General features: G+C 51.8%; 9 protein-coding genes. All 9 read left to right on the forward strand.

The features are described 5' to 3' along the window. The coding region (locus tag ACG0Z5_RS23280) for a DUF2345 domain-containing protein (RefSeq protein ID WP_394451473.1) at positions 1–830 on the forward strand (830 nt) is incomplete at its 5' end. A gap of 14 nt (positions 831–844) precedes the next feature. Next, entirely contained in the window at positions 845–3,025 is a 2,181-nt protein-coding gene (locus ACG0Z5_RS23285; protein WP_394451475.1) for a hydroxyethylthiazole kinase, read from the forward strand. A gap of 2 nt (positions 3,026–3,027) precedes the next feature. Further along, on the forward strand, positions 3,028–3,495 hold the full coding sequence (locus ACG0Z5_RS23290; RefSeq protein WP_394451476.1) for a hypothetical protein: 468 nt from the start codon (positions 3,028–3,030) through the stop codon (positions 3,493–3,495). Between the two features lie 115 nt (positions 3,496–3,610). After that, positions 3,611–4,819, forward strand: coding sequence for a hypothetical protein (locus ACG0Z5_RS23295; RefSeq protein ID WP_394451478.1), 1,209 nt, complete (start codon positions 3,611–3,613; stop codon positions 4,817–4,819). Continuing rightward, the gene (locus tag ACG0Z5_RS23300) at positions 4,816–8,283 is read left to right on the forward strand and encodes an ImcF-related family protein (RefSeq protein WP_394451480.1); all 3,468 of its coding nucleotides are present in this window, start codon (positions 4,816–4,818) and stop codon (positions 8,281–8,283) included. The genes ACG0Z5_RS23295 and ACG0Z5_RS23300 overlap by 4 nt, the downstream gene beginning before the upstream one ends. Beyond that, positions 8,283–9,884 (forward strand): type VI secretion system protein TssA, encoded by a 1,602-nt coding sequence (gene tssA / locus ACG0Z5_RS23305; protein WP_394451482.1) that lies wholly within the window; start codon positions 8,283–8,285, stop codon positions 9,882–9,884. The genes ACG0Z5_RS23300 and tssA overlap by 1 nt, the downstream gene beginning before the upstream one ends. 30 nt (positions 9,885–9,914) lie before the next feature. Then, positions 9,915–11,195, forward strand: coding sequence for a PAAR domain-containing protein (locus ACG0Z5_RS23310; RefSeq protein ID WP_394451484.1), 1,281 nt, complete (start codon positions 9,915–9,917; stop codon positions 11,193–11,195). Continuing rightward, positions 11,192–11,617: a hypothetical protein gene (locus ACG0Z5_RS23315; RefSeq protein ID WP_394451486.1), complete on the forward strand. Its 426-nt coding sequence runs from the start codon at positions 11,192–11,194 to the stop codon at positions 11,615–11,617. Before ACG0Z5_RS23310 ends, ACG0Z5_RS23315 begins: the two co-directional genes overlap by 4 nt. An 88-nt stretch (positions 11,618–11,705) precedes the next feature. Continuing rightward, on the forward strand, positions 11,706–12,019 hold a 314-nt coding region (locus ACG0Z5_RS23320), incomplete at its 3' end, for a type VI secretion system baseplate subunit TssF (protein ID WP_394451488.1).

A 12,019-nucleotide genomic window follows, 5' to 3' on the forward strand; every position in this document is an offset into this window, starting at 1 on the left:
AGGAGCATATCAAAGTCTCCACTGAGTACGGCGGCAAGAGCCAGCTGAATCTCGGACATTTAGTGGATGCTGAGAAGCAGAAGCGCGGTGAAGGTTTTGAGCTCAGAACCGACAGCTGGGGTGCCATCAGGGCACAGAAAGGGATGTTTATCAGCGCTGATGGCCAGAAGAAAGCACAGGGCCAGGTGCTGGAGATGCAGCCGGCGGTCAGCAATCTGGGTAATGCCCGGGAGCAGATGACATCCATCTCTGAAGACGCGCAGAAGGCGACCGCGAACCCGGCGGATCTCCAGGCGCAAATTAAACTGCTGGAACAGCAGCTGACAGACCTCAAAAAATCAGTACTGCTACTCAGCGCACCGGAGGGAATGGCGCTGACAAGCGGGCAACATCTGCAGGTATCTGCAGGGCAGAACCTGATAGCTACTGCCGGTAAAAATGCAGACGTCAGCGTTGTGAAAAATCTGTTCATCGGGGTGGGCAATGCCCTGAGCGTGTTTGTTCGTAAGCTGGGGATCAAACTCATCGCGAACCAGGGACCTGTAAAAATTCAGGCGCAGAATGATCTGATGGAGCTGATCGCCCGCGGCGAACTCAGTCTCACCAGTACCGAAGATGAAATCCATATTACTGCGAAGAAAAAAGTCACGATTAACGGGGGCGGAAGTTATATCACGCTTGATGCCAATGGTATTGAGTCTGCCACTCAGGGGGAGTACCGGACCAAAGCCGGGCATTACGGGCGAAAAGATAAGGCCAATGAGCCAAAAGACTTCCCGAATGTGGCACCTGAAACGACCGAACCTTCCAGTAACTTCAGTTTTTCCTGACAAGGAGTCAACATATGATTATCAGTCCTCCGTTACTGAGAGATAAAGATGCCACTCAGTCTGACGCAGACTGGATTGAAGCGATGATGCCTGTCAATGCTCGCCGGGGATATCCTCTCAATGCATCAGAGTCCTGGCATGGGGGCATCCATATCTCACATACGGATGCAGGCACAACACCGGAGAAAGTGAGAGCAATCGCTGACGGGACCGTGGTGTCGTTCCGCAAGCCGTCTCCGCCAGAAAAAAGAGACCAGTTCCCACTAAAGTATGCCCCTGTAAGGGGTACGGATGATGGTTATATTTTATTGAAACATGAGACGGAAATTGGTTCCGGAGAGGACGGTAAGGTAGTTTTTTACTCTTTGTATATGCATCTGAAGTTTCTGGAAGCAGGGATAATAGCTGACGCCAAAGTCTACCGTAAAGACCCGCTAGGCTCTTCCGGAATGACTGACGGCCAGAATGAATTTCACTTCCAGGTTTTCTGCGATGACGACAACATCAGTAAACTGACAGGCAGAAAGACAGAGGAGCTGGATATTTCAAAAGATGGTCGCACCGATGCGGTTTACGGTGATATCCACTTTTATCTGCCAGAAGGAACAAAGTTTTATGACAAGGCGCCTACAGATAACAGCACTTCCATCACCGGACTTTCTGAACTCTATACCAGCAATGCGCCTCTGTATGCCAGTATGACTCTGGCCCAGGGCAACTGTACGATGGTGACCCGGCAAAAAAATACGCAAATTGATGGCGAGTACAATCTGCTGGGCGAGCCGCTGGTTAACGCTGACGGTAAAGACTACGAATATAACCTCTATAAAACCGCGATGCGAAATTATAAGGAGAGCCCAAGCTCGGGGTTTGAGTTGTTGCGTTTTGGGCGGGTAATTAATACCGAGCATGAAACGCTGGTGCCGGCAGATGCGCCATTATGGATGACGGTCAGTTATCCGGGTGGAGCTGGCGTGGTAAATCTTGCCGATCCCGGCATTAAAAAGTTTAGTGATGCTGATTTTCCGCACTGGACGGGATGGCGGCTGGTAGATGATGACAACGATACACACAGCCAGTGTAATTCGGCGATCATCAGAAAGCAGCAGGAAGACGGCAGCTACGAAACTCAAAGCAACAGGCTTATCTGCTGTTTACCATTCGAGTGGGAAAAAAGCACAATAGATGCCAGATATAAATGGTTGATGACCGGTCTGCCCTGGGAGCAGTGTACGCCGGAAAAAACTGCCATATGGCAGGTTCCCGGGTCGCAGGAATCAAATGAACGTACGCTAATGAGTGAGGAAGACTATGGCAAATTTAAGCAACATGCAGAAGCGCTGTGTTTTGATTCAGGAGCTCTCGGTAGCGGAAGATTGTGGCATTTCAACCCTGTAGATTTTATTACTCACATGAGACTTTGCAGTTGGCTCAGTCTGAACGATATTATTAAATTGGTGAGAAAGTATCAAAAATCACCTGTGGCTGTTTATGATCGTCGACATCCATTAACCGTTGAAGAACTAACAAAGCGATTAACCGAAGAGGGCGCGAACAGTGCAGGGGATGTTAAACGTCCAGCGGCGATAAATGAGGCTCTCCCCAAAATACTAAATAAATATGGAATTAATACACCAATCAGAATTTCACACTTCTTCGGTCAGATGGCTGCTGAAACCGGGCGGTTCGATAGTTTAGTCGAGCTAGGCTCTGCGAACTATTTTTCTGTACACTACGACCCGGGCACGGATCAGGGTCATAAGTTAGGGAATACACTGACTGGTGATGGTGCTAGATTTAAAGGCCGAGGATCTATTCACCTAACTGGAAGGGCTAATTATGGTCATTACAGTGAATATCGGCAAGGTTCAGGTTCTAATTATTTCACTACAGAACCACATAATAATCTGATTGTAGAGGAAGCATTTTTTGCATTTGATGCCGGAGGTTATTACTGGTCCAGTAAGCAAAAATATATAAGCCGCAATGGGCGACTTATAGCCTCAGGGAAATTAGGTATAAACTTTTGGGCTGATCAAGGTGAGACTCATAACGATGCAGAAGAGGTTACAAGGAGAATAAATCCAGGGAGAATGGCGTTTGAGGACGTCAGGTGGCCTGCGTTTAAGCATGCGTGGTATGTGCTTAACGATTCTACAGAACAAGAAGCCGATTATTTTGCCATTAAGGAATAAATATGAAATATTTAAAATTGCTAATCGTGTTATTTGTGTCGATGACATTTTCTGTATTTGCAATGAGTTCAAATTCAAAATTGACTCCTCAGCAGACAGTCATTAACTTTATAAGTGACTATGAGCAATGGAATGAAGAAGCTACGCAAAATCTAAGTGAAGACACTGGTTTTCAGGCAAAAGATGAGTACATTAAATTACTTAATAAGTATTGCACTCAATCTACAAGCAGGATTGGTTATGATGTCTATGGTCAATACTCGTTGCATATTGCTGATGGGGAAAAAATACTCAGCACTAAAAAAAATGATCAAGAGGTTATAATTAAAACAGGAGTGTCGTCTAGATTTGGAGATACAGACGCTGATATGGATTATTTTGAATATCACCTAATTTCGGATAAAAATAAATATTTAATTGAAGAGGTATATCAGTTGTCAAAATCTGGTAAAAAAACCAAAACATTATAACTTCATAAGTTTGATTCTTAGATGTTCTCTTGCAAAAAGTTTGCTGGGGCATCTGATTTGAAGTTTGTTAAGTATAGTGTTTGAAGTTTTATTGTAGTTATTTGGCTGAGAAAATATGTTTTATTCCCTAAAGCATCTTCCCGAATGTTATCCACGACCGGTCACACCAAAAAAAACACGATGGATTGCTGTCCTGGTGGCGATGTTGGTCATCAACGTGATCTTCATGCGTATATTCGGGCGATACATCGATAACAACCACTTCTGGTTGGTCGCTATTGGTACGCCCGTTGTTGTTTGGATTGTAACTTTCGGTTTTCGCATGTGGATCTGGTCATTACAGGACAGTAAAGCGAATGGTTTTGACCGGCGTCGGGAGCAATGGATCTTGAGTGAGACCCGTAGGGCTCGTCGTGCGCTTCAGGTGTTGAATACGACATTTATTACGGCCCATCAGGAAGATGAACAATCATCTGTCGCTGTTGAAATGCTCAATAACCACAGCATTATCATTTCGCAGTCGGACTGGAAAGGCGAAAAAAGCAAGCGACTGAGCCGTATCACGACAGAACCAGAAGTTACTCCTGGATTAGTCATCTCACATCTGTTCTCAGAGCTCATTGCTGATCTGCCAGTTCACCAGTTTCCGGAGAACGCTTCGCTTGTTGTCATCCTCGATGTCTCGTCATCTCTGTCATTCCCTGCTGTCAGAAATATCTGGCATGAAGCCTGGCAGGAGAGTGGCATAACATGCGCGCTTGAGTACACAGACAGCAATGGGCCGGGGGCAGTCAACCACTGGCTGGATCAACGCATTAAAGATGAGGCGATGTTTTTGATTGTTGGCCTCCAGATTGATCCGGTTGTTTCAAACAATACTGCTGAAGCAGCCGTTGCTCTGCTTCTTGGCAACCGCCTGACCCAGGAGGCGTTCGAACCTCTCGCGTTGCTGCACCGGCCAGATGCTGCTCCAACCGGTGAGCTGAGGGAGGGGATGAACATGGCCGCCTATAACGTCCCGCTCAAAGAAAATATTGTGAAAAATTTATGGCTTGCCGGGCTGACGGGTGAGCAGCGCGCAGAAGTTATCGCGTGCCAGAATGCACACCCTGCGCAGTCTGTAGAGGACGACGCCGTCATTTCACTCGATACATCCATGGGAAATGCCGGAGCAGCAGCCCCCTGGCTGGCTATCGCTGCCGCCACTGAAATCGCCCGACAAACTCAGTCACCACAGATGATTATCTGCGGTGATACCACACAGAATGTGCTGTGGAGCACGCTCATTACCCCGATTGCTTCCCGACAGGAGATGGATCCTTGAAGCTACCTTTAGCACCGAAGACTACGGAAGGCCGATATCTTGCTGTCGCATTGATTTTCTTTTTGCTGTTAGCCGTTATGACGTTCATGGTCTGGAAGCATCCGGATATAGCCGGGATTGAAGACGGTAGCCAGCAGCAAATTTACTGGCTTATCGCTGGCGGATGTATTTCAGGCTGTGCCCTTATCGTATCCGTGGTGCTACTGGCGGCAGTTCGTAGTGTCGGTAAGCAGGAGTTTAATGCACTTGTCGACAACACCAACGGTGATGATGAGAAAAAGAAACGGGAAAATGATAAAGCACCTGTTCACCCTGCGGTGGCCATGTGTAACAAGATTCGGGGACATCTCCGCGCCCGTATTGGCCTTTACTGGCGTCGAAAAACTCGTCTGTTGTTAATCACTGGCGATGAGGCGGCAATCGAACAACTGGTCCCCGGTTTGCAGGAAAACCAGTGGCTTGAAGGTAACCGTACCGTTCTGATTTACGGCGGGAGTCTGACTGCTGAGCCCGATAAGGAAAAATATACTGCGCTGCGTAAACTGCGCCGTGGGCGTCCGCTGGACGGTATTGTCCGCGTCATACCGCAGTCGCTTAACCTCACCCCTCAGATTAGCGATAACGATTTACGTGGACTGGAAAAAATCAGTGAACTGCTGCGTTATTCCGCGCCGGTCTGGCTGTGGCAACTGTGCGACAGCACCTGGCCGCAGACTAAACGGCCTGAACAGACGGTGGGGGCCAGTTTCCCGCTGCGTGCTAAGCCTGACGATATTACCCGCCAGCTTGAGCTGATGCTGCCGGCCCTGCGGACGCAGGGGGTGAGTCAGGTCGCGGAGAACAACGGCCACGACTTCCTGCTGCGCCTCGGCCAGCATCTCAAAGACGGCGGTATCGCCCGCTGGGCTCAGCAACTGGTGCCCTGGCTGTCTGCCGCACAGCAGCGCGTTCCGCTGCGTGGCCTGATGTTCAGCCTGCCGGACTGCCACCCTGTTCATACGTCTGAGGGAACAGCCGACGCTGAGAAATATATCCCTGAATCGCAACGCCATGCCCTGACCCTGCCGGTAACCTGGCAGGGCATTGTGGATGACTGTACCCGCGTGCGTGGGCGCCGTGTCGGTATGGCGTGGGAGCAGACGCTGGTCTGGACGCTGATGGCCATTATCGGTGTCTGGGGGGCGGGAACGCTGCTGTCATTTATGCTTAACCGGTCACAGATAGTCTCTGTCGCTGAGCAGGCTCACGCCCTGGTGGAGCACCCTTCCGTATCGGATTATCAGCTGACCGCACTGCACAAGCTGCGTAATGACGCCGGTCGCCTGCAGCACCGTATTCAGGAAGGCGCGCCCTGGTACCAGCGTTTCGGCCTGGACCATAACCAGCAGCTGCTCGATGCGATGCTGCCCTGGTACGGCGTGGCGAACAACCGCCTGATCCGCGACCCGGCAAATGCCGCCCTGACGCAGAAGCTCAGCGCGCTGGCAAACTCAGCCCCCAACAGCGACCAGCGTGCGCAGCTGGCGAAACCAGGCTATGACCAGCTGAAAGCCTGGCTGATGATGGCCCGTCCGGATAAAACCGACGGCGCGTATTACGCGCAGACCATGAAAGCCGTGCAGCCGACGCGCACGGGCATCTCAACCGGTCTGTGGCAAAGCCTGTCGCCGGATTTGTGGGCCTTTTACATCACCGAACTGCCTGAGCAGCCACAGTGGAAAATCACCCCGGACACACAACTGGTCAGCCAGAGCCGTCAGGTGCTGTTGCAGCAAATCGGGCGTCGTAATGCCGAAAGCACCCTGTACGAGAACATGCTCAAGTCCGTGCGTCGTAACTTTGCCGATGTGTCTCTGGAAGACATGACCAGCGGGACCGACGCTCGCCGCCTGTTCACCACCGAGGAGGTGGTGCCGGGCATGTTCACTCGCCAGGCGTGGGAAGGGGGCATCCAGCAGGCTATCGAAAAGGCCGCAAATTCCCGCCGGGATGAAATTGACTGGGTGCTGAGTGACAGCCGGAAAGCGGTTTCCTCAGACCTGTCACCGGAAGCCCTGAAAGCGCGCCTGACGCAACGTTACTTCACCGATTTTGCCGGCAGCTGGCTGAGCTTCCTCAACAGCCTGCGACTTAACCCAGCGAATAATATTGCGGACGTCACCGACCAGCTGACGCTGATGAGTGATGTCCGTCAGTCTCCGTTGATTGCCCTGATGAATACCATCGCCTGGCAGGGACAGACCGGCCAGCACAACGAAGGCCTTTCGGATTCCATCATCAAATCGGCTAAAGACCTGGTCGGCGGAAAAGACAAACCTGCGATTGACCAGTCTGCGTCAGGCCCGCAGGGGCCGCTCGATGAAACCTTTGGCCCACTGCTTCAGCTACTGGGCAAAAACCAGGGCAGCAACGTCATGTCAGCGGATAACACGCTGAGTCTGCAGAGCTACCTGACCCGTATCACCCGTGTGCGTCTGCGTCTCCAACAGGTGGCCAGCGCCTCCGACCCGCAGGAAATGATGCAGACTCTGGCACAGACCGTGTTCCAGGGAAAAAGCGTGGACCTGACCGACACCCAGCAGTACGGCAGCCTGATTTCCGCAAGCCTGGGCGAAGAGTGGAGCGGATTTGGCAGCACGATGTTTGTGCAGCCACTGACTCAGGCCTGGGAGACCGTGCTGCAACCCTCTGCCGCCAGTCTCAATGACAAATGGAGCCGCGCCGTGGTGACGAACTGGCACACCGCCTTTGACGGGCGTTTCCCGTTTGCGGCGAGCAAAAGTGATGCCTCTTTGCCGATGCTGGCTGAATTTGTACGCAAGGACAGCGGACGTATTGAACGCTTCCTGACGACGGAGCTCAGCGGCGTGCTGCACAAAGAGGGCAGCCAGTGGGTGCCGGATAAGGTCAACAGCCAGGGACTGAGCTTTAACCCGGCCTTCCTGAAGGCCGTTAATCAGTTGAGCCAGCTGTCAGACATTCTGTTCACCGACGGCAGTCAGGGCATCAGCTTTGAGCTGCAGGCGCGCCCTGTGCCGCAGGTGGTGGAAACCCAGCTGACCATTGACGGCCAGAAGTTGCACTATTTCAATCAGATGGCAGACTGGCAGAGCTTCCGCTGGCCGGGAGATACCTATAAGCCGGGGACGATGCTGACCTGGACCACCGTTAACGCCGGTGCACGCCTGTTCGGGGATTACAGCGGGACCTGGGGCTTTATTCGCTGGCTGGAGCAGGGTAAACGGCGACAACTTGACCGCAGTCAGTGGATGATGAGCTTTACCGCCCCGGACGGTCGTACCCTGCAGTGGGTGCTGCGCTCACAGCTGGGCAAAGGTCCGCTGGCACTGCTGGGATTGCGTGGTTTCACGTTGCCGGAGCAAATATTCAGTGTCGACAGCGCGGCCACGGCTCAGGCGCTGATGGTCAACACAGGAAACAGTGATATGGACGGAGTCGAATAATGAGCACACTGCAGGATCTGGTCGTCGCCTGTCAGGCTGAGGACACTCAGCTGCGGCAACAGGCGCAGGCACGCATGGAAAACTGGCAGCCCTGGCTTGCTCCGGTAAATGACGCCAGTCCGACCGGAGAAGACCCGGGATATGACGATGATTTTCAGCGCATCCGGGAGGAGGTCAATAAACTTTCCGGTATCGATACCGGGCTGATTTGCACACTCGCCGAAAAATTGCTGACCACCACGGCCAAAGATATCCGGATTGCCACCTATTACTGCTGGGCGCGTCTGCACCAGGACGGGGAAACCGGGTTTGCCGAAGGGCTTGAGCTGCTGGCGGGATTGCTGCAGCGCTATGGTACGCAGCTTCATCCGCAGCGTGAGCGGAGCCGTAAACCAGCGCTGGAGTGGCTCGCAGGCTCCCGCGTTCTGGACAGCCTGTCACTCTGGCCGGAAGTGGTACGCGACGATGCACAGCGCACTGCCGGTGCACTGTTGCTCATCCACGACAACCTGGAGTCAGAGCCGGAAGCGTCACGGCCAGAACTGAATACCCTTTACAGCGCACTGGAGTCCCGCCTGATGAAGGCCGGTGGCGTGGATGCCGTGGTGCCGCAGAACGCTGGGAACACGACGCCGGCCCCGCAGAGTTTAGACTTCACCGACCCGAATGCGCCGGTGCTCAGCCGTATCACCTCAGGACAGGATTTGCTGGCACAGGCCCGTACCCTGACGGAATATCTGCGTGAGCAGCCCGATGGCTGGCTTGCCGCACACCGGCTGATGAAAAGCCTGCGGCATGACACGCTGAGTGCTATACCGGCGCCGGATGCCGAAGGAAAAACGCGCATCGAACCGCCGCGGGCGGACCAGCGGGCGATGCTCAAACGGCTGTATCTGCAACAGAGCTGGCTGGAGATACTGGAGCAGGCAGACAGCACCTTCTCGCGTGGCGCCAATCACCTCTGGCTGGATTTGCAGTGGTATATCCATCAGGCTCTGATGAAATCGGGGCAGGATGTACTGGCCGATATCATCGCCGCCGACCTGAAAGGGCTGCTGTGTCGCCTCACCGGACTTGAAACCCTGGCCTTTAACGACGGGACGCCGTTTGCCGATGAGGTCACGCTGAACTGGATAAATCAGAGTGTGCTGGACGATATGCCAGGCTGGCGGGATGAACCGGTCAGTGCCGTCGGTGAGACGGATAACGATATCCTGGCTCTCGAGCCGGAAGCGCTGGAGAAAGCGGATACTGACGGTCTGGATGCCACACTTCACTGGCTGCAGACCCGCCCTGGTGCGGACTCAGCGAAAGACAAATGGCTGCTGCGTTTGCTGATGGCCCGCGTGGCTGAGCAGAAGGGCAAGAACGAACTGGCCCTGCATCTGTTGGGAGAGCTCGACAGTACCGCACAGTCAATCACCCTCACGCAGTGGACACCGGCACTGCTGTTTGAAGTGAAATCACGCCGCCTCAGACTGCTGCGCATGAAAGCCACACGCAGTGAAACCGATAAATCACGGCTTCAGCCCGAGATGGATTTGCTTCTGTCCGGTCTGATTGCGCTCGATCCGGCAAGCAGCGCGGTGCTTTGCGGATAACCCGGACAGAATTCAGCTAAAGGGAAAAATATGGCAGCAGAAGGCTTTTACCTGGTGCAGGGCGACAAGACGACCTGCGGCGGGAAAATCACCACGGGCGCAGAGGATCACACTCTGTTTGATAAACCTGTAGCCCGGGAGCAGGACAGTGTGACCTGCGGTAAACATGCCGGGCTTTTCAAGATAGCCGGTGGCATCGGCAACGATACCATTCACGACAGGCGAATGGCCGGAACCCTCGACAGCTACAGTACCTGTCCCTGCAAGGCGAAGTTTATTCCGTCGATGATGGATGATACGTACGAGAAGAGTTCAGCAGGAGCTGCTGCTTTTGCAGGAGAGCCAGGAAAGACATCGATAGCTAATGCCGTTTCTCAGGCGTTTCTGGCAGGCGTGCAGGGTGATACGATGTTAGCTCCGGGATATCCTACGTTGATTAACACCCACACTGTTCCGGATGACAATGTGCGAGGGATGCTAAGACGTAACAGACATGATTTCCTCTTGCTGACGCTGGAGGAATGCCAGAGGATCATTGACGGCTGGAATTTTGTTAAAAAAGAATGGAAAGACACCACAACAAATCCTGTCGGGAATACTGTCAAAACTTATGCAACGAATATAGATGATGTGGGCAATGCTTCAGCGATGGTATACAAGCTGGGGAGTATTGGTATCACAGCAACGGTATTTGTTAACCACAAAGGAACACGGCTGATAAAAATTAGTGGTTATGCAGCTATCAGGAAAACGCTCAATGCTCCGGTCTTTGCAGAGATGAACCCAAAAATCATCGAAGCTGGAATAGGTAAATTTGGTTTGCAGAAATCCATTGTCGAAGGTGCGATTCTTGGTTTTGTATATGTGTCTGTTATAGATACAATTGATTTCATATTGAATGATGAAACAACACTTGCAATGTTCCTGGGAACACTTGCTACTGATATAGTCAAAGTAGGGATTTCATCGGCAGCGCTTTACACCGTTGGATTATATACAATGTCTGCGTATGTTGTCCTGAATATTGCTGTTGTTCTTGTTTTTGGGGCCGGGTTAGCCTGGGTGTTAAACACACTTGATAAGAAATATCATATTACAGATAGTCTGGTTGAGTTCATGGCCCCTTACATCGAGTCTGCACAGCAAGAGTTTGTTGAAAAATCACGAGAAATATCAAATGACATGCTCGATTTAGGAGCTATGTATATTGATGGAATGCTCAGAAAAGGGCGGCATGTCATCGAGTCTGAGATAAAGCAGTATCTTAAGAAGTATATTGGCGACCTAACATCGCAGGTGATTGATTTATGAGCCCTAAACATAGGTTTTTTGGTAACCTTATTATTTGGTGCATTTCATCATTAGGCTCTCTGTGGTTCGCAATTGATGCATATAGTGAGTTATTTGGGTTTGGAAGTGACATTGTATTTTCGCCGACAGTTTTCGCGTTGCTAATGATTCCGATTATTCTGATATTTCCATGTATGTATTGGTATTTGGCTATGCAGTACGGCGAGGAACAGGCGGTTATTAAATGTAAAAAAACAAGCAGAGCATTTTTAGGTCTGGTTGGTGTTTTCATCGTAAGTTCTGTCATATTTTCCTACGCGTATACCTCAACTCTTGAGAGTAAAGGCTATATGAAATGTACCGGTCGTCCCGATGGATGGATGCCGGGGATGGCTACTGAGTATGTACTACCACCATCGGTATGCGGGGGGAGTGGTAATTAATAATATTTTCCTGTCTTCAGGGGTGTTTTCAGTGCGATTTTATTTAGAATAATACTATTCATGCGGCAATTACTGAGCAGAAATATATATGGATGATTTAACCCTGCGTTATTACGACGCTGAAATGCGCTACCTGCTGGAAGCCGGCGAAGAGTTTGCCCGTGCTCACCCCGAGCAGGCGGCAATGCTTAATCTCGACAAAGCGGGGGCGCGCGACCCGTACGTGGAGCGGCTGTTCGAGGGCTTTGCCTTCCTGATGGGCCGCCTGCGTGAAAAGCTTGATGACGACCTGCCTGAACTGACCGAAGGGTTGGTCAGCCTGTTGTGGCCGCATTACCTGCGTACCATTCCGTCAATGTCGGTGGTGGAGTTCACCCCTGACTGGCGTGAAATGAAAGAGCA

Source organism: Scandinavium sp. M-37, from assembly GCF_043558715.1.
GTDB classification, from domain to species: domain Bacteria; phylum Pseudomonadota; class Gammaproteobacteria; order Enterobacterales; family Enterobacteriaceae; genus Scandinavium; species Scandinavium vulneris_A.

Coding starts and splice junctions, on each gene's coding strand:
- ACG0Z5_RS23310 (WP_394451484.1), top strand. CDS start 9,915: ATGGCAGCAGAAGGCTTTTACCTGGTGCAGGGCGACAAGACGACCTGC.
- ACG0Z5_RS23295 (WP_394451478.1), top strand. CDS start 3,611: ATGTTTTATTCCCTAAAGCATCTTCCCGAATGTTATCCACGACCGGTC.
- ACG0Z5_RS23290 (WP_394451476.1), top strand. CDS start 3,028: ATGAAATATTTAAAATTGCTAATCGTGTTATTTGTGTCGATGACATTT.
- ACG0Z5_RS23315 (WP_394451486.1), top strand. CDS start 11,192: ATGAGCCCTAAACATAGGTTTTTTGGTAACCTTATTATTTGGTGCATT.
- tssA (WP_394451482.1), top strand. CDS start 8,283: ATGAGCACACTGCAGGATCTGGTCGTCGCCTGTCAGGCTGAGGACACT.
- ACG0Z5_RS23285 (WP_394451475.1), top strand. CDS start 845: ATGATTATCAGTCCTCCGTTACTGAGAGATAAAGATGCCACTCAGTCT.